The organism is Croceibacterium mercuriale (assembly GCF_000802385.1).
In the GTDB taxonomy this organism is placed as follows: domain Bacteria; phylum Pseudomonadota; class Alphaproteobacteria; order Sphingomonadales; family Sphingomonadaceae; genus Croceibacterium; species Croceibacterium mercuriale.
In genome coordinates, this window is sequence record NZ_JTDN01000001.1 from 1429777 (window position 1) to 1448577 (window position 18801).

Sequence of the window (18801 nt, forward strand, 5' to 3'; positions counted from 1 at the left end):
AGGTCTCCCTCAGCGCTTGCCCTTCCTGGCCTGGGGTGTGACGCCCATGCCCATCGACAGAAAGCGGTCCTCCCGCTGGCGACGCAGATCGGCCGGAGGCACCTCGCCCAGAAGATCGAGCTCCTCGCCGATCGCGTCGGCCAGCGCCAGCGCCGCCGTACGCCCATCGCGCTGGGCACCGCCGCGCGGCTCCGGCACGATGCGGTCGATCACGCCAAGCTCTGCCAGTTCCTGCGCGGTCATGCGCATCGCTTCGGCCGCCTGCGGTGCCTTCTCGGCCGTGCGCCACAGGATGGAGGCGCAGCCTTCAGGCGAGATCACCGAGTAAACCGCATGTTCGAACATCAGCACCCGGGATGCGCTGGCCAGCGCCACCGCCCCGCCGGAGCCGCCCTCCCCCACGATCGCCGCGACCAGCGGGGTGGGCAGTGCCAGACATGCTTCGGTCGAGCGGGCGATGGCTTCGGCCTGGCCGCGCTCCTCCGCCTCGATCCCCGGGAAGGCGCCGGATGTGTCGACCAGCGTGACCACGGGCAGGTTGAACCGGCCGGCCATCTCCATCAGGCGGATCGCCTTGCGATACCCTTCCGGCTTGCCCATCCCGAAATTGTGGCGGATGCGGCTGTGGGTGTCGTTGCCCTTCTCATGGCCGATCAGCATCACGCGCCGGCCACCCAGCGTGGCCAGCCCGCCCATGATCGCCTGATCATTGCCGAACAGGCGGTCCCCGCCCAGTGGCACCCAGTCTTCGAAGGCGTAGGACAGGTAATCGCGGAAGTGCGGCCGTTGCGGGTGGCGGGCCACCTGCGTCTTCTGCCACGGCGTCAGCCCGGCATACAGCCCGGCCAGCATGTCCGCGCTCTTGCCTTCCAGCCGCGCAATCTCGGACGAGATGTCGACATCGCCGCTTTCCCCCGCGGTGGTGCGCAGGTCGGCGATGCGGCTGTCGAGCTCTGCCAGCGGCTTTTCGAAATCGAGATAGGAGATCATGGCAGCAGCGCTAAGGCGAGTGGGCGCGTGCTGCAAGGGGATGACGCTCGTTCACCAGCGCCACCAGCCTTGCGGCATCCACATGAGTGTAGATCTGCGTGGTGGAAATGTCGGCATGACCCAGCAGTGTCTGCAGCACGCGCAAATCGGCGCCGCCCTCCAGCAGATGGGTCGCGAAGGCATGACGCAGCACATGCGGGCTGACCCGCGCAGGGTCGATGTCGGCGCGGGCGGCCAGTTCACGGATCAGCTGGTACAGCCGGATGCGCGTCAGATGCCCTGCAACCGCACCCGCGCGCCCCGGGAACAGATGGCGCGTGCCAGTGGGGCGTACCGCTAGCCAGTCGCCCAGCGCAGCCTTCGCGCGGGTTGAGACCGGCACCATGCGTTGCCGCCCGCCCTTGCCGATGAGGGTCACGAACGGCGCGTCCCGCGGCACGGCCGCCATCGGCAGGGACACCAGCTCCGTGGCGCGCAGGCCGGAGCCGTAGAGCATCTCCAGCAGGGCCAGCATCCGCAAGGCCGGCGCGGTGCCGATGGCGGCCTCAGCCTCGGCTGTGGTGAACAGGCGGGCGACCTCCGCGTGGTTCAGGATACGTGGCAGGGGCCGCCGGATGGCCGGTCGCGGCAGGGCGGTGGAGGGATCGTCGGGTCGCAGCCCTTCCTCCACCAGAAACAGGTAGAACTGCCGCAGGGCGGATGCCTTGCGGGCCAGCGTGGCGGGGGACAGGTCGGTCCATTCCGCGGCGAGGCGCCCGAGGTCGCCCTCTCCCGCCTCGGCCAACGGGCCGATCAGCTGCTCCGCGCCGGCCAGGTCGCTGCGATAGGCCGCCAGCGTGTTGGCGGCGGCACCGCGCTCTGCCGCCAGCATCGCCAGGAAAGCGTCGGTGGCAGGGGCGCTCACGACCGAACGATCACGGATGCGTGATCATGCGCGGGCGACCGCCTCCGCCGCGATCATCCGGGCCTCAGGCTCCAGCCCGACCTGTGACAGCGCGCGCACGATGTGAAACAGCTGGCGCGCGGTCATCCGGTCCCAGCCGTCGCCCTGCATGCCCACGCCGGCCAGCAAGGCAACGAGGGCGGCGTTGCGGTACTGCGCGGCGGCATCGATCCGCCGGCTCCAGGCACCTTCCAGCCGCAGACTGGTGCCCATGTCGCTCAGCAATCCCTGCGCCGTCCCCTCGTCCAGCCGACCCAAGCCCGCCAGCCCCGCGACCAGGAAACGGCCCTTGCGCCCTTCGCTGCTGCCGTCATCGCCGATGAAATCGTCCAGTGCACCTTCATCGACCCCGGACGCGCCCGGCGTGCCCACCGCCAGCAGTGCCCAGCCGAGGCTGCCCTCCGGCACCACCTCGGCCCAGCGGGCGGCGTTGCGGTCAAGCCCGGCGGACAGCATCGCGCCGATCAGCTGCGGCGCCTCGTCCACGGCGGTGGCCAGGACCGGCAGGCGCGCCGCGGCGTAGGCGGTCAGCACCTGCCCGGCATAGGGATCGCTGCCGGTCCACAGCTGGCGCATGGCGGCGACCCGGTCGGACGGCTGGCGCGCGACATAGGCCAGGCGCAACGCCTGCGCCCGGTCGCGCGGGGCGCCCTCCATGGCGGGCTCGTCAAACGCCTGCGACCACAGATCGACCATGGCGGAAGACGACAGCACGCCGGCCGCGCCCGCGCCATCCGCCGCGGCGATGCGCGCGGCGAGCGGGGTGGCCGGGATATGCACATCGGCCATCCGCAGGCGGGCGGGCGCCCCGGACAGCAATGCGTCCGGCACCTCGATCCCCAGCGTGCGGGCCAGGCCCAGGCGCCAAGGGTCGAGCGCGTCGACATTGTCCCACTCGATCGTCACGGAACGGCGCCCGGCGCCCGCTGAACCGGCATAGCGCTGCGCCAGCCGCACATCGATCGGGCGGGCATCACTGCCGTTCAGCATCCGGCGCAGCGCCCGGTCGGCATCCTGCGTCTCGCCCGCGTGGGCATCGCAGATGTGCCGGGCCATCAACCACGGCGCATCGTCGCGCAGGGTGCCATGCACGCCCATCACCGGGCAGATGCCGAGGATATCGCCCGTGCCCAGATATGCGGTCAGGGCCACGGCCCCCAGCCCCGGCGAGTAGGCGGCAGATTCGATATCCTGCACCAGCGCGCGGGCAGCGGCCGGTTCGCCCAGGCGGTTCAGCAGGTCGGCCCGCAGCGCGGCAAAGGCGACCGGGTCCATGCCCAGCGGCGCATCCATGCGGCTGGCGAGGGTCCGGCGCAGCAGGATGTGCCCCCAGCGCGACACCAGCGGGCCCTGGGTGCCGATCAGCGCCGCGCGCACCAGCGCGGCCGGTTGCCGGGACAGCGCACCCGGGCCGAAGCCACCCTCGGCCTGATCGATGACGCCGACCTGCCGCAGTGCCCGGCGGGCGCCGGGCGGGATGTCATATTGCGGCGCCAGGCCAAACAGAGCGTCGAACTCCGCATCGCTCATCCGTTCCAGCTCACGGACGGATGGCAGGCGCCCTCCGGCCAGGGTGGGGATGCCGATGGCGGCGGGCGGCGGCGGGGTGACCGCGCGCGGCAGCGGCTGGACCACGGCGGAGGAGGTCGGCGAAGGCGCGCTCGCCCGCGGCGACGGGCGCGGTGCCGGCTGCGCGGGACGTGCCGAAGGCGCGGGAGCTGGCGCCGGACTGGGCGCGGGCGCAGGGGCCGGCTGGCCGAAGCCGGGCGGCAGCAGCGATTCCGGGGCGGCCATCGCCAGGCCGGACGACACCGCCAAGGCAGCCCCGCTCAGCAGGGCGATCCAGGTGCCGCGCCTCATTGTCCGCTCTCCAGCACAACCGGCTGCTCGATCATCCGCTGTGGCTCCCGCCCGCCATCGATCCAGGCCAGCAGCACGAACAGCGCCACCAGACCAATCGACACCTGCATTATGGTTTTCCGGCGCATCGCCACTGTGTCTGTACTTCCCCGCACGCTTGCGCCGGCGGTTAGCGCAACTATAGCGCGCACGGCAATGACCATCGAGCCCAGCAGCCCGAACGACGCCACAATCCGTGATCTCGCCACGCGGCTGCAGACCCGTATCGACCGCCCGATCGTGCTGGTCGGCATGATGGGCGTGGGCAAGACCAGCGTCGGCCGCCGGCTGGCGCAGGCGCTGCAGATGCCCTTCAGCGATGCCGACGAGGAGATCGAGCGCGCCGCGCGGATGAGCGTCAGCGAAGTGTTCGGTCGCTTCGGCGAGGCGTATTTCCGCGACGGCGAGCGGCGCGTGATCGCCCGGTTGCTGCAAGGGGGGCCCGGCATCGTCGCCACCGGCGGTGGCGCCTTCGTGCAGCCGGATACCCGCGCCATGATCATCGAGCGCGGCATCGCCGTCTGGATGGACAGCGACACTGCAACCCTGGTGGAACGGGTGAGCCGCAAGGACACCCGCCCGCTGCTGCGCGGCGGCGATCCCGCCGAAATCCTGGCACGGCTGAAGGCGGAGCGGGAGCCCGCCTACGCCCTGGCGCCGCTCAAGGTCCTGAGCGGGAACGGCCCGCAGGCCGACACCGTGCACCGCATTCTGGAGGCGATCGACACATGGCTGTAATCCCCGTGGCCCTTGCCGGCCGGTCCTACGATGTGCGTGTCGGCACCGGCCTGCTGCCCGATCTGGCCGCCCGGTGCGGCACGCTGCTGCGCAAGACCCGGGTACCGGTGGTGACCGATGCCAACGTCCATGCCCGCTGGGGCGAGACGGTGGCGCGGGCGCTGGAGGATGCGGGCAAGGAGGTGCGCTGGCTGGTGCACGCGCCGGGGGAGCAGGCCAAGAGCTGGGAGGGCCTCGCCCGTACGGTCGACTGGCTGCTGGCGGAGGAGGTGGAGCGCGGCGACCACATCCTGGCGCTGGGCGGCGGAGTGATCGGCGATCTGGCGGGCTTCGCCGCCGCCATCACGAAGCGCGGCTGCGGCTTCATCCAGCTGCCCACCAGCCTGCTGGCGCAGGTCGATTCCTCGGTCGGCGGCAAGACCGCGATCACCACGCCTGCGGGCAAGAACCTGGTCGGCGCGTTCCACCAGCCCGCGCTGGTGCTGGCCGATCTCGACACCCTGACCACGCTGCCGCCGCGCGAGCTGCGTTCCGGCTTTGCCGAGGTGCTGAAATATGGCGTGCTGGGCGATCGGGCGTTCTTCGACTGGTGCCGGGCGCATGGCGGCGCCGTGGTGGGCGGTGATCTCATGATGCAGCAACATGCCGTTGAGCAGAGCGTCGCCGCCAAGGCGCGCATCGTGGCGGAGGACGAGCGCGAGACGACCGGCACGCGCGCGCTGCTCAATCTGGGCCACACCTTCGGCCACGCGCTGGAGGCGGAAACCGGCTATGGCCAGGACCTGCTGCATGGCGAGGCGGTGGCGCTGGGCATGGTGCTGGCAGCGCGCTACTCCGCGCGGATCGGCCACCTAGCGGCAGAGGAGGCGATACTGGTGGCTGAGGCGGTCGGCGCGGCCGGCCTGCCGGTAGAGATCGCCCGCCTGCAACTCGACACGGATGGTACCGGGCTGGCGAAGCACATGCTGCACGACAAGAAGATGGATGCGGGCACCCTGCCCTTCATCCTGCTGCGCGCAATCGGCGAGGCGTTCCTGGACCGCGCGGTGTCGCTGGACGACGTGGCGGTGTTCCTGGACGAACAGCTGCGGGGCTGACGCGCACCTGCAAGGGCGCGTCAGCCGGACAGTCACCGCATCAGCACCAGCTCTTCCGCCATTGTCGGGTGGATCGCCACCGTTGCGTCGAAATCGTCCTTGGTCAGGCCGGCCTTTACCGCCACGGCGGCACCCTGCATGATCTCGGGTGCGTCCGGGCCGATCATGTGGATGCCGACGATCCGGCCGGACGTCTCCTCGCAGATCATCTTGTATAGCGCGCGTTCGTTGCGGCCGGCGAGCACGTTCTTCATGGAGCGGAAGTCGGACTGGTAGACCCTGACCGCGCCCAGCGTGTTGCGTGCCTGCGCCTCCGTCAGGCCGACGCCCGCTATCGGCGGATGACTGAACACCGCATTCGGAATGCAGTCATGGCTGACGGCGGTCGGCTTGTTGCCGAACAGCGTGTCGGCCAGCGCCTGCCCCTCCCGGATCGCCACGGGGGTCAGCTGCACCCGGTCGGTCACGTCGCCCACGGCATGGATGCTGTCGACCGCCGTCTTGCTGAACCGGTCGACCGCGATCGCACCGCGCCCGCTCAGCTCGACGCCTACCTCGGCCAGGCCCAGCCCTTCGGTGTTCGGCAGGCGGCCGGTGGCGAACAGCACGCAGTCGACCTCCAGCGGATCGTGGTTGGTCATGGACACCAGCAGGCTGCCATCCGCCTGCTTCTCGATCCCGACGAAATTGGCGTTGAAGCGGAAGGCGATGCCCTTGGTCAGGCTGATCTGCAGCAGACGGTCGCGCATGCTCTCGTCATAGCCGCGCAGCAGCTGGTCGGTGCGGTTGATGATCGTCACCTGGCTGCCCAGCTCGTTGAAGATGCCGGCAAATTCGTTGGCGATGTAGCCACCGCCGGCGATCAGTACGCGGCGTGGCAGGGCATCCAGATGGAATGCCTCGTTGCTGGTGATGCCATGCTCGTGCCCCGGGCAATCGGGCACATGCGGGCGTGCGCCGGTGGCGATCAGGATGTGGCGGGCCGTGACCACCTCGCCATCGGCCAGGGTCACCTCGTTCGGACCGGTCACTCGTGCGCGCTGCGGGATGATGGTGACGCCGTTGTTCTGCAGCGTCTGGCTGTACAGCCCTTCCAGGCGCGTCACTTCGTTCAGGACGTTGTCGCGCAGCGTGCCCCAGTCGAACCGGGGGTTCTCCACCGTCCAGCCGAAATTGCGCGCGTCCTGCAGGTCTTCGGCAAAGTGCGCACCGTAGACGAGCATCTTCTTGGGCACGCAGCCGCGGATCACGCAGGTGCCGCCGACCCGATGCTCCTCCGCCACGGCCACCTTGGCGCCATGGGCCGCGCTGATCCGGCTGGCGCGGACGCCGCCGGAACCTGCGCCGATGGTGAACAGGTCGTAATCGTAATCAGGCATCGCTCGCTCCCGTGCAGGAGCGGGATATGGCGGACGGCACCCGGCTTGCCAACCGGGCGCCGCCGTCATTCAGGTCAGGCGTCGATCAGGCGCGGGGTGCGCCCGAGGCGCGGCCGCCACCATTGCCGCCGCGGCCGCCACCAGTTCCGTTGCCGCCACCGCCGCTACGGCTACGCTGGCCACCGCCGCTGGATCGGCCGCCACCCTGGGGCGGACGCCCGCCGCCGGCCGCCGCGGTCCGCTGACCACCGCCGGCCGCACCGGTACGCTGACCGCCACCCTGCCCCTGCGGTGCGCGACGCTGCGCGCCATCAACTCGCTGCGGCTCCACCGTGCGCTTGGGCCGACGCGGGCCCTGCTGCTGCTGGCGCCGTTCGGGGCGGTCCTCGTCCTTGGGGCTGGTCATCGGCAGCGCCGCAACCCGCTCCACTTCGCTGCGGAACGAGTCCGGCAGCTGCACGGTGTCCAGCGTGACCTTGGTCAGCTTCTGGATGTCGCGCAGATATTCCTTCTCGTCCGCCGCGCAGAACGACATGGCCACGCCTTCGCGGCCGGCACGCGCGGTGCGGCCGATGCGGTGGACATACTGGTCGGGCACGTTGGGCAGTTCGAAGTTCAGGACGTGCGACACGCCCGGAATGTCGATGCCGCGGGCGGCGATGTCGGTCGCCACCAATACGCGCACGCTGCCTTCGCGGAACTCGCCCAGCGCCTTTTCACGCTGCGGCTGGCTCTTGTTGCCGTGGATCGCGGCGGCGCGGATGTTGCTCTGCGCCAGCTTGCGCACGACACGGTCGGCGCCATGCTTGGTGCGGGTGAACACCAGCGCGCGGTCGATCTCCTTCTTGGCGAAGCCTTCGCGCAGCACCAGGTTCAGCAGCGCCTGCTTTTCGGCCTGGTTGACGTGCATGACGTACTGCTCGACCCGCTCCGCCGTGGTGGCGGCCGGCGTGATGGCGACCTGCGCCGGATCGGTCAGGAACTGGCCGGCCAGCGTGCGGATCGCCGGCGGCATGGTGGCGGAAAAGAACAGCGTCTGCCGTTCGGTCGGCACCATCTTCACGATGCGGCGCAGCGCATGGATAAAGCCCAGGTCCATCATCTGGTCGGCTTCGTCCAGCACCAGGATCTCGACATGGCCGAGATCGAGCGCGTTCTGCTCCGTCAGGTCGACCAGGCGGCCCGGCGTGGCGACCAGGATGTCGACGCCGCGCGCCACGTCCTGCCGGTTCTTGTTGACGGAGGTGCCGCCGAACACGGTGACGACCTTCAGGTGGGAAAAGCGCGCATAGTCACGGGCGCTCTCGGCGATCTGGCCGGCCAGTTCGCGCGTCGGCGCCAGGATCAGCATGCGGCAGCAGCGGGGGCGCGGGCGCTTGTCCGCGGCGACCAGCCGGTCGATCGAAGGCAGCATGAAGGCCGCCGTCTTGCCGGTGCCGGTCTGTGCGATGCCGAGCAGGTCGCGCCCTTCCAACAGATGGGGGATGGCCTGCGCCTGGATCGGGGTGGGCGTATCGTAGCCCTTCAGGGCAAGCGCCTGGACGACGGGCTGCGACAGCCCGAGCGTTTCGAATGTCATGGAATGAGTACTCGCAAAGATCTGCGGCGCGCAGCGACAAGCATGCGCGGCCCGCGGGTCAGAAGGAAACCGCCCGCGTGAAAGGGAAGCTTTGTGCTTGGACCGAGATGCTGCCGGGGCGGTCCCTTGGGACCGCTCAGTCACGCTGCACGCGTCTCGATGGCGCTGCAGATGGACGCTGCACTGCAAAAAGTCAATCGATTGTGTTTCCGGGGCAGCCGCCGCCCTGCCATCCCGGCTCCGCGTCCGGGATGGCAGGGCGTGCCGTTCAGTCCAGCCCGGCGGCCTTCAGCAGCGCTTCGGTGCTGGGATCGAAGCTCTCCCCACCGGCGTCGATCCTGTTGGCGATCTCCTTGCCCAGTTCCACGCCGAACTGGTCGAATGGATTGATGCCCATCATCACCGCCGCTGCGAAGGTGCGATGTTCGTGGAAGGCGATCAGCGCGCCCAGCGTCTCGGGATCGAGATCGTCCACCAGGATGGTCGCGCTGGGCCGGTCGCCCGGATAGGCGCGCGCCGGGTCGTCGCTCTGCTTGCCGGTCATCAGCGCCGCGCCCTGCGCGAAGCAGTTCATCAGCAGGATGCGATGGTGCGCCAGATCCTGCATGTCGCCCGGCGCGATGCTGGCGATAAAGTCGATCGGCACCAGGTGGGTGCCCTGGTGCAGCAGCTGGAACACCGCGTGCTGCGCATCGGTGCCGACGCCGCCCCAGGTGATCGGCGCGGTCGGTCCCTCGACCGGCCTGCCCTCGGCGGTCACGCTCTTGCCGTTCGATTCCATCTCCAGCTGCTGCAGGTAGGACGGGAACAGCGCCAGCCGCTGGTCATAGGCGAACACCGCGCGGGTCTCGGCTCCGCGCAGGCGGGTATAGTACAGGTCGGCAAAGGCCGCGCGCAGCGGCAGATTGGCGATCCCGTCCGTGTCGCGGAAGTGCCGGTCCACCGCGGCAGCGCCCGCCAGCATGGCCTCGAACTCCTCCCACCCGATCGCGACCGCGATGGGGAAGCCGATGGAGGACCATAGCGAATAGCGGCCGCCCACGCTTTCGGCGAAAGGCAGGATGCGGGTTTCGTCCACGCCCCATTCGACCGCCTTCTCCGGATATGCGGTCAGCGCCACGACCCGGCCGCTGGGATCGTCCACGCCATTGTCGGCCAGCCACTTCAATGCGCTGGCGGCGTTGGTCATCGTCTCGATGGTGGTGAAGGTCTTGCTGGCGACCGCGATCATGGTCGTCTCCGGATCGCAGGCGGCGAAGGCATCCTCCAGCGCGACGCCATCGATATTGGCGACGACATGCACGTCCACCAGCTCCAGGTCGCGCGCGAGCGCATCCACGGCCAGCGCGGGGCCGAGCGCGCTGCCGCCGATGCCGATATGGATCAGGTGGCGCACTTCGCCCAGCGAACCGTCATGGATCGCCTCGACCAGCAGGCGCATGCGCTGACGCAAAGCTTCGGCCTCCTCCACGCTGCTGTCCTTCCCCACACCGCGCAGGGCGGAATGTTCGGCAGCACGGTTCTCCGTCGGGTTCACCACCTCGCCGGCGAACAGCCGGCGGCGCATCTCGGTGAAGTTGCTCGCGTCCGCCAGCGCCTCGAATCCGGCGACCAGCTCGCGCGTGAGGTGAGTCTTGGACCAGTCCAGCAGCATGCCGGAGGGCCGCTCGGCATCCAGCGTCAGGTCGAACCGCGTGGCGAGCCAGTCGACACGGGCCGGATCGGCGGCAAACAGCTCCGCCAGAGGAAGGCGGGGCTGATCCGCCAGCTGCTGCCAGGCCGTGGCGCGCGCATCGGTCATGAACTCTCCTGAAGATTGATCGGGCCTAAAGATAACGTCGGGCACGGGACACGTGCCATGATTCGGCGACAGTAGCTTGACGCCGTGCCCGCCTGCCAACAAGACCCGTCGCGATGAGCGACACTGCACCTGCCCCGGCCGACACCCCCGCCCCGCCCCCGGCCAAGCCGAAGAAGGAGGAGGACAGCCTGGTCGTCTTCCTGCTGAAACTGGTCGTGGTCGTGCTGATATTCCGCACGCTGATCTTCTCCAGCTTCTCGATCCCCAGCGAATCGATGATGCCGCGCCTGCTGGAAGGCGATTACCTGTTCGCCGCCAAATGGCCCTATGGTTATTCGCAGGCTTCCATGCCGTTCGACCTGCCGCTGGTATCTGGCCGCGTCCCGGCGGGCATGCCGGATCGCGGCGACGTGGCGGTGTTCAAGCATCCGGTGGACCGGGTGGACTACATCAAGCGCGTGATCGGCCTGCCGGGCGACCAGGTGCAGATGGTCAATGGCGTGCTGCACCTGAACGGCGATCCGGTGCGCAAGACCCGGGACGGCACGCTGGTCGTGTCCCTGCGCGAAGGGGGGCGCTGTGCGGAGCCGCAGTTCCAGCAGGACAGCGCCGACGGCGCGCCCACCTGCAGCTATCCCCGCTTCCGCGAGACGCTGCCGAACGGGGTCACCTACGAAGTGCTGGATTTCGGGCTGCGGCAGGCGGACACCACGCAGACCTTCATCGTGCCCGAAGGGCACCTGTTCATGATGGGCGACAACCGCGACAACTCGCTCGACAGCCGCTTCCCGGCGGTGCCCGGCCAGGGCGTCGGGCTGGTGCCGGTGGAGAACGTGGTCGGCCGCGCCAGCTTCGTGTTCTTTTCCACCGACGGCACCGCCGAATGGCTGAAGCCGTGGACCTGGTTCACCGCCGCCCGCTGGAGCCGGATCGGGAGGGGGATCTGAGCGTACTCGATCCCGCCGCCCGTGCCTGGCTGAAGGCGACCGGCTTCGGCATCATGGAAGAGTCTCTGTGGGCGGAGGCATTGACCCATGGCAGCATGGGCGCCGCGCGGGATTACCAGCGGCTGGAGTTCCTGGGCGACCGCGTGCTGGGGCTGTGTGTCGCGGAATGGCTGCACGCCACGCAGGCCGGCAGCGAGGGACAACTGGCGCAGCGGCTGAACGCGCTGGTCAGCCGGCAGATGTGTGCCCGGATCGCCCGCACCATCGGCGCACCGCCGCATCTGCTGCTTGGCAAGCAGGCGCGCGACGATGGCGGTGCAGACAGCGACAACATCCTGGGCGACGTGATGGAGGCGCTGCTGGGCGCACAGTTCCTGCAGAACGGATGGGAAGCGACCCGTACGCTGGTCCGCGGCCTGTGGGCCGATGCCGCGCAAGGGCAGGACGGCCGGGCCAAGCATCCCAAGAGCGCGTTGCAGGAATGGGCGGCAGGCAATCGCCGGCGCACGCCGATATACGAGGTGGTCGACCGGTCCGGTCCCGACCATGCGCAGCGCTTCACCGTGCGGGTCAGCGTGCACAATGTCGGCCAGGTGGACGCCACCGCCAACAGCAAGCAGGAGGCCGAAACGGCCGCCGCACGCGCCTTCATGGAACAGTTCGGGTAATGGCTGCCGTGCCGTTCCCGATCATACTGCCCCTTTTTTCACATTCGCCCGTCCCGAGCCTGTCGAAGGACGCCCGCGCAAGGCCCGAACATCATGACTGAACAACACGAAACACAATGCGGCCTGGTTGCCGTCATCGGCGCGCCCAATGCCGGCAAGTCGACTCTCGTCAACCAGCTGGTCGGGCAGAAGGTCGCCATCACCAGCGCCAAGGCGCAGACCACCCGCGCCCGCCTGCTGGGCATCGCGCTGGAAGGCACCACCCAGATCATCCTGGTCGACACGCCCGGCATCTTCGCGCCCAAGCGCCGGCTGGACCGGGCGATGGTCTCCGCTGCGTGGGAAGGCACCGTGGCCGCAGACGCGGTGCTGCTGGTCGTCGACCCGGTGAAGCAGCGCCGGCACGAGCTGGAGCCGCTGCTGGCCCAGCTGAAGGACCGCAAGGAGCGCAAGCTGCTGGCGCTGAACAAGGTCGATGTTTCCAAGAAGGAGCCGCTGCTGGAACTGGCGCAGGATCTGGTCGGCCGCATCGGGTTCGAGGAGGTGTTCTTCATCTCCGCCCTGACCGGGGATGGCGTGCCGCAGCTGAAGACGCACCTGGCCAAGGCCATGCCACCCAGCCCGTGGCACTACCCCGAGGATCAGGTGAGCGACGCCAGCGAGCGCCTGCTGGCGACCGAGGTCACGCGCGAGCAGCTGTATCGCCAGCTGCACGAGGAACTGCCGTATGACTGCGCCGTGCGGCCGGAGCAGTACCTGCAGCGGGCCGACGGCAGCGTGGAGATCCACCAGCAGATCGTGATCGCGCGCGACAGCCAGAAGCCGATCGTGCTGGGCAAGCACGGCACCCGCATCAAGGCCATCGGCGAGGCCGCCCGGCTGGAGCTGGCCGAGATCCTGGGTGCGCCGGTGCACCTGTACCTGCATGTGAAGGTCGACGAACGCTGGCAGGAAAGCCGCGAGATCTACGAGGAGATCGGGCTGGACTGGGTCCGGTGACGATCGACTGAGCTGCCATCCCGCCCGTCCATCCATCATCGTCGCCTCTGCCCAGACAGGAACGACGATGATGGTGACCGGTCAGATGGCCGTCTGATCGGGCTCGTTCAGACGCTCACGCTGCCATAGGCCGTGACCGTCTCGACCTCGGTCCGATCGCCGAGGATGACACCGACCCGTTCGTGCAGCCCGCGGGGTTGCACATCCAGGATGCGCTCCACGCCGTTGGTCGCGGCGCCGCCTGCCTGTTCGATCAGGAACGCCATCGGATTGGCTTCGTACATCAGGCGCAAACGGGCCTTCCCGGCCGTCCGGTGATCGGCAGGGTACAGGAAGATGCCGCCACGCTTCAGGATGCGGTGAACGTCGGCAACCATCGAGGCCGTCCACCGCATGTTGTAGTCCTTGCCGCAGGGTCCGTTGACGCCGGCGAGGCGCTCGTCAAGGTAACGGCGGACCGCAGGCGACCATTGCTCATGACGGGCCGTGTTGACGGCGAACTCGCAGGTACCGGCCGGCAGCTGGAGCGGGCCGTCGGTCATCTGCCAGGAACCAACCTCCCGATCGAGGGTGAACTCGTAGACGCCGGTGCCAAGCGTCAGCACCAGGATCGTCTGCGGGCCATAGATCGCGTAGCCGGCTGCGACCTGGCTGGTGCCGGGCTGCATGAAGTCCTGCTCCACGATGTCCCGGCCCGATGCATCTGCCGGAGCCTTCAGGACCGAGAAGATCGTGCCGACCGAAAGGCCCACGTCGATGTTGCTGGAACCGTCGATCGGATCGAACAGCAGCAGATATTCGCCCTTGGGATAACGGTTGGGAATGCGATGGATCGCCTCCATCTCCTCCGACGCCATTGCGGCCAGGTGACCGCCCCACTCGTTGGCTTCCAGCAGCAGCTCGTTGGCGATGACGTCCAGCTTCTTCTGGACCTCCCCCTGGACATTCTCGCTGCCCAGGCTGCCGAGAACCTCTCCCAGCGCGCCCTTGCCGACAGCGTGGCTGATGGTCTTGCAGGCCCGCGCCACCGTCTCGATCAGCAGCCGCAGCTCAGGCCTGAGAACGCCCGAGCGGCGCTGTTCCTCGATCATGAAGCGGGTAAGGGTGAGGCGTTTCATTCAGTTCTCTCGCATGCTGACGAAGGCTTGATCCGCCTCGAAAAATACCCTCACCCGGTGGCGGGTCCTCGAAACCCGGTGCCACCGAACGGCCTGATCCAGTTCCTGCTCCACTGCTCTGCCAAGGGCAAAGCCGCGTGCAGGATCATGCAAGCTGTCAAAGCCGACAACAACGATCCGGTCAACATGCCAATCGGCTGCGAAGACTTCACGTGCGAGACAATCCCGGGGCCGATTGCGGGTATCGATCGCCCACGGCCGCGAGGGCGCTGTGCCTTTCACCGCCTCAGCTACCGTGTGCGTTGCGAGCTCCTGAACCGTGCCAGGCTGCAACCCGCCGCCACGCACGCCAGCGCGCAGCTGACCAGCAGCGGAGCAGGCCCGGTGCCCATGCCGCCCGCCAGCAGGATGCCCAGTGTCACTGCGGCCAGCGTCTGGCCCAGCAGGCGCGAGGTCGAGAGCAGCCCACCGGCAGCCGCCGCACGTTCCCGCGGGGCACGGCCGATCAGCAGGCGGCTGTTGGGGGCGAAGAATAGCCCGAAGCCAAGTGCGGCCAGCGCCAGGCGCCAGGCGATGCCCGTCTCGCCAGCGCTGACCGGCATCGTGGCGAGCAGCAGCAGGCCGGTAACGGCGATGGCCATGCCGGTAACGCCCAGCTTGCTCGCCGCCACCCGGTCGGACAGCCAGCCGGCCACCGGCGAGACCACCAGCATGGTCAGCGGGAACGGGAGCAGCAGCACGCCGACCTTTTGCGGCGGGTAACCAAACACGCCTTCCAGCCGGAAGGGCAGCGACAGCATCAGCGCGCCGCTGGCCACGAAGCAGGCGATCGCGGCCAGTGCCGACAGGCCGATCACCGGGGTGGACAACAGGTCGACGGGCAGCACCGGCTCCGCCCGCTGCCGCTCCCGCCGGACCAGCAGCACCAACGACACGATCCCCGCGGCAACCCCGGCAATGCCGGGCATCGGCGCGCCGTGACTCGCCAGCTGGATGCCGCCGATCAGCAGCAGCATGGTGCCCGCGCTCCATACGCCGCTGACCCACTGTGCCGGCACGTCGCGCCGCACCGGATCGGGCAGCGCGCGTCCCAGCAGCAACGACACCACCGCCAGAGGGGCCGCCGCGACGAACACCCACTGCCACGGCAGGTGGCCGACGATGTAGCCGCCCAGTGTGGGCGCCAGCGCGGCGGAGCTGGCCACGACCACCGAATTCACGCCCATGCCGGTCCCCAGCTTCGCCGCAGGGTAGATCTGCCGCACCATCGCAGCCGAGACGCTGAGCGCCATGCCCGCCCCGAGAGCCTGCACCGTGCGCAGGACCAGCAGCCCCGGCAGGGTACCGGCGAACAGGCACAGCGCACTCGCCACCATGAACAGCGCCTGCCCCGCCTGGTACAGCCGGCGATGGCCGATCCGGTCACCCAGGCTGGCAAAGGGCAGCAGCACCATCACCAGCACCAGCTGGTAGACGGCGACCACGTTGGTCACGACGGAATTGGTGACGCCCAGATCGCGCGCGATCGTCGGCAGCGCGACATTGGCGATGTTGGTGTCCAGCACCATGACCGCCGTGCCGAAGCTGATCGCGGCGATGGCCCACCAGCGGCGGGGCGTGGGCAGGCCGTCATCGACCGACCGGCCCGGAACAGCGTGGTCTGCTGCCACCGGGGCGGCCGTCGGGGTCTGCAACATGCGCGCCATGTGATCGCCCCGCCGCGCGAGTTCAAGCACGCCGAGCCCGGGCGGTCAGCGTTTCTTGAGGATCTCGATCCCGTTCTTCTTGGCAAAGTCCCTGGTGGATTCCTCGCTGCGGTTCAGCGACTTGGCGATGTCCTTCAGCCCCTTGCCCTTGGCGGCCAGGGTGCGCAGCATGCCCGCCTCCTCCGCCTTCCACGGCTGCTTGTGGCGTTCGAAGACTTCCTTGCCCATCAGCTGTCTCCCTCTGCGGCCGGCGCCTTGGCCGCCGCTTTCTTCGCCGGCGCCTTCTTCGCCGGTGCCTTCTTCGCGGCCGGCTTCTTCTCCGCCGCCGCTGCCTTGGCAGGTGCCTTCTTGGCTGGTGCCTTCTTCTTTGGCGCCGCCTTCTTCTTCGCCGGCGCCTTCGCCGCCCGGTCGCGGATCAGGGCGATCGCCTGTTCCTCGGTCAGGTCCTCCGGCTTCATGTCCTTGGGAATGGTCGCGTTGGTGGTGCCGTCCGTGACGTACGGGCCGAAGCGGCCGGGCAGCACCTTCATCTCCGCCCCGCTGTCCGGATGCGCGCCGAACGCCTTGATCGGCTCCGCCTTGGTCCGCGTGCCACCCTTGCGGTTGGCGGCTTCGGCCAGCATGCTGACGGCCGCGTTCATGCCGGTCTCGAACACCTCTGCGGTGCTGGTCAGCCGGGCATACTTGCCGTCATGCACCAGATAGGGGCCGTACTTGCCGATACTGGCGCTAATGTCGTTGCCGGTCTCCGGATGCTGGCCCACCACGCGCGGCAGGCTGAGCAGCTTGAGCGCCCATTCCAGGTCGAAGTCGGGCAGGTCCTTGGGGATGCTGGCGCGCTTCGCCTCCTTGCCCTCGCCCAGCTGCACATAGGGGCCGAAGCGGCCGACCTTGCGCTCCACCGGCAGGCCGGTGACCGGGTCGTTGCCCATCACCTCGTCCTGCGACTCCTCGCCATCCGCGCCCGGCTGGCCAAACCGGCGACGGAAGTTGCACTCCGGGTAATTGGCGCAGGCGATGAACGCGCCGAACTTGCCGCCGCGCATCGACAGACGGCCGCCCTCGCGCCCTTCGGTCACGCATTTGGGGCAGGTGCGCGGATCGCCGCCATCTGCCTGTGGCGGGAACAGGTAGTCGGACAGGAACAGGTCCAGCGCCTCCGTCACCTCGGACGGCTGGCGCTCCATCACCTCGTCGCTCTTGGGCTTGAAGTCGCGCCAGAAGGCTTCCAGCACCGTCTTCCACGCGGCGCGCCCGCCGGACACGTCGTCCAGTTCCTCCTCCATCTCGGCGGTGAAGTCGTAGCCGACATAGCGGGGGAAGAACCGCTCCAGGAACGCGGTCAGCAGCCGGCCGGATTCCTCCGCGAAGAAGCGGTTTTTCTCCATGCGGACATAGGACCGGTCGCGCAGCGTCTGGATGGTGCTGGCATAGGTGGACGGACGGCCGATCCCCAGCTCCTCCATCCGCTTGACCAGGCTGGCCTCGGCAAAGCGCGGCGGCGGCTGGGTGAAGTGCTGCAGCGCGTCCACACCCTTGCGCGCCGGGGCATCGCCCTTGCGCATCAGCGGCAGCAGGCCCTCCGCCTCGTCCTCGTCCTTGGCATCGAAGCCTTCCTCGTACACCGCCAGGAAGCCGGCGAACTTCACGACCTGACCGGTAGCCCGCAGCGCGTGGCGGCCCGTCGGGTCGCGCAGCGTCACGGTCGTGCGCTCCAGGCTGGCGGCGGCCATCTGGCTGGCCATCGCCCGTTTGAAGATCAGGTCGTACAGCTTGCCCTCGTCACCGCTGCCGGCGCGATCCCTGGTGAAGTCGGTCGGACGGATCGCCTCGTGCGCTTCCTGCGCGTTCTTGGCCTTGGTCTGATACTGGCGCGGCTTCTCGGGCAGGTAATGCCCGTCATACCGCTCCGTTATGGCCTTGCGGCAGGCGCTGATCGCGCTGCCGTCCATCTGCACGCCGTCCGTCCGCATGTAGGTGATGTGGCCGGCCTCGTAGAGCGTCTGCGCCAGACGCATCGTGTGCTGTGCCGAATAGCCCAGCTTGCGCGCAGCCTCCTGCTGCAGGGTGGAGGTGGTGAACGGGGCCGCCGGGTTGCGCTTCAGCGGCTTGGTCTCGACCTCCTCCACCGTGAAGCGCGCGGCCTCCACCGCAGCCTTCGCGCGGTTTGCCGTGGCACCGTCGCCGATGCTCAGCCGGTCCAGCCGGTCGCCGTCGAACTGCACCAGCCGCGCCGTGAACGGCATGCCGTCCTGCTCCATCTGCGCGGTGACGGACCAGTATTCCTGCGCGGTGAAGGCCTCGATCTCCCTCTCCCGATCAACGATCAGACGCAGCGCGACCGACTGCACGCGCCCGGCGCTCTTGGCCCCGGGCAGCTTGCGCCACAGCACGGGGCTGAGCGTGAAGCCGAACAGGTAATCCAGCGCGCGGCGCGCCAGATAGGCATCGATCAGATCGGTATCGAGCTGGCGGGGCGCCTTCATCGCGTCCGTCACTGCCGCCTTGGTGATGGCGTTGAAGGTCACGCGCTCCACCTCCGCCGGCAACGCCTTGCGCTTCTTCAGCAGTTCCAGCACGTGCCAGCTGATCGCCTCCCCTTCCCGATCAGGGTCGGTGGCCAGGATCAGGCGGTCGCTCTTCTTCGCCGCATCGGCGATGGCCTTGACCTGGTCCTTGTTGCGCTTGTCGTCATAGATCTCCCAATCCATGGCGAAATCCTCGTCCGGACGGACGCTGCCATCCTTGGGCGGCAGGTCGCGGACATGGCCGTAACTGGCCAGGACGCGGAAGTCCTTGCCCAGATAGCCTTCGATGGTTTTGGCCTTGGCCGGCGATTCGACAATGACGAGCTGCATGGCAGTGAAACGTGATCCTTCGTGTGTACGCGCGAGGGTGGAAAGGCCGGGGGGTCATCGTCAAGTGCTGATGCACGGC

Annotated in this window: 15 protein-coding genes; 5 read left to right on the forward strand and 10 right to left on the reverse strand. The window is 68.8% G+C overall.

The genetic code is table 11. From position 1 onward, the window contains the following. Positions 1 to 9: 9 nt before the first annotated feature. The 3 genes from PK98_RS06580 to PK98_RS06590 are packed head-to-tail and all read right to left on the reverse strand — an operon-like array spanning position 10 to position 3793. The gene (locus tag PK98_RS06580; RefSeq protein ID WP_052208130.1) at positions 10 to 990 is read right to left on the reverse strand and encodes an acetyl-CoA carboxylase carboxyltransferase subunit alpha; all 981 of its coding nucleotides are present in this window, start codon (positions 988 to 990) and stop codon (positions 10 to 12) included. A 10-nt stretch (positions 991 to 1000) separates the two neighbouring features. After that, on the reverse strand, positions 1001 to 1894 hold the full coding sequence (locus PK98_RS06585) for a tyrosine recombinase (RefSeq protein WP_039095189.1): 894 nt from the start codon (positions 1892 to 1894) through the stop codon (positions 1001 to 1003). A gap of 24 nt (positions 1895 to 1918) precedes the next feature. Continuing rightward, entirely contained in the window at positions 1919 to 3793 is a 1875-nt protein-coding gene (locus tag PK98_RS06590; protein ID WP_039095190.1) for a hypothetical protein, read from the reverse strand. Positions 3794 to 3988: 195 nt separating this feature from the next. On the opposite strand from PK98_RS06590, the gene PK98_RS06595 reads away from it, so the two are divergent. Beyond that, positions 3989 to 4570, forward strand: a complete 582-nt coding sequence (locus tag PK98_RS06595; RefSeq protein WP_152608550.1) for a shikimate kinase — start codon at positions 3989 to 3991, stop codon at positions 4568 to 4570. Continuing rightward, positions 4561 to 5667: a 3-dehydroquinate synthase gene (gene aroB, locus PK98_RS06600; protein ID WP_039095192.1), complete on the forward strand. Its 1107-nt coding sequence runs from the start codon at positions 4561 to 4563 to the stop codon at positions 5665 to 5667. The genes PK98_RS06595 and aroB overlap by 10 nt, the downstream gene beginning before the upstream one ends. A 32-nt stretch (positions 5668 to 5699) precedes the next feature. Here the strand turns inward: aroB and gor are convergent, their stop codons facing one another. The 3 genes from gor to pgi all read right to left on the reverse strand — a co-directional run bounded on the left by gor (position 5700) and on the right by pgi (position 10426). Further along, positions 5700 to 7046 carry a glutathione-disulfide reductase gene (gor, locus tag PK98_RS06605; protein ID WP_039095195.1) on the reverse strand — a complete coding sequence of 449 codons (1347 nt, stop codon included), beginning with the start codon at positions 7044 to 7046 and terminating at the stop codon, positions 5700 to 5702. Positions 7047 to 7131: 85 nt separating this feature from the next. Then, positions 7132 to 8625 (reverse strand): DEAD/DEAH box helicase, encoded by a 1494-nt coding sequence (locus PK98_RS06610; protein WP_039095196.1) that lies wholly within the window; start codon positions 8623 to 8625, stop codon positions 7132 to 7134. Between the two features lie 268 nt (positions 8626 to 8893). After that, the gene (gene pgi / locus PK98_RS06615) at positions 8894 to 10426 is read right to left on the reverse strand and encodes a glucose-6-phosphate isomerase (RefSeq protein WP_039095198.1); all 1533 of its coding nucleotides are present in this window, start codon (positions 10424 to 10426) and stop codon (positions 8894 to 8896) included. Between the two features lie 113 nt (positions 10427 to 10539). On the opposite strand from pgi, the gene lepB reads away from it, so the two are divergent. The 3 genes from lepB (at position 10540) to era (ending at position 13040) form a co-directional block, all read left to right on the forward strand. After that, on the forward strand, positions 10540 to 11373 hold the full coding sequence (gene lepB, locus PK98_RS06620; protein ID WP_039095200.1) for a signal peptidase I: 834 nt from the start codon (positions 10540 to 10542) through the stop codon (positions 11371 to 11373). Then, positions 11310 to 12041, forward strand: a complete 732-nt coding sequence (gene rnc, locus PK98_RS06625) for a ribonuclease III (protein WP_200884978.1) — start codon at positions 11310 to 11312, stop codon at positions 12039 to 12041. The genes lepB and rnc overlap by 64 nt, the downstream gene beginning before the upstream one ends. A gap of 93 nt (positions 12042 to 12134) precedes the next feature. Then, positions 12135 to 13040 (forward strand): GTPase Era, encoded by a 906-nt coding sequence (gene era, locus PK98_RS06630; protein WP_039095203.1) that lies wholly within the window; start codon positions 12135 to 12137, stop codon positions 13038 to 13040. A 107-nt stretch (positions 13041 to 13147) separates the two neighbouring features. Here the strand turns inward: era and PK98_RS06635 are convergent, their stop codons facing one another. The 4 genes from PK98_RS06635 to topA form a co-directional block, all read right to left on the reverse strand. After that, entirely contained in the window at positions 13148 to 14158 is a 1011-nt protein-coding gene (locus tag PK98_RS06635) for a class 1 fructose-bisphosphatase (protein ID WP_039095205.1), read from the reverse strand. A gap of 290 nt (positions 14159 to 14448) precedes the next feature. Further along, positions 14449 to 15855, reverse strand: coding sequence for an MFS transporter (locus tag PK98_RS06640; protein ID WP_052208404.1), 1407 nt, complete (start codon positions 15853 to 15855; stop codon positions 14449 to 14451). A gap of 54 nt (positions 15856 to 15909) precedes the next feature. Then, a complete protein-coding gene (locus tag PK98_RS06645) occupies positions 15910 to 16092 on the reverse strand; it encodes a hypothetical protein (RefSeq protein WP_039095207.1) in 183 nt (60 codons plus the stop codon). Continuing rightward, on the reverse strand, positions 16092 to 18722 hold the full coding sequence (gene topA, locus PK98_RS06650) for a type I DNA topoisomerase (protein ID WP_039095210.1): 2631 nt from the start codon (positions 18720 to 18722) through the stop codon (positions 16092 to 16094). Before topA ends, PK98_RS06645 begins: the two co-directional genes overlap by 1 nt. Positions 18723 to 18801: the final 79 nt, after the last annotated feature.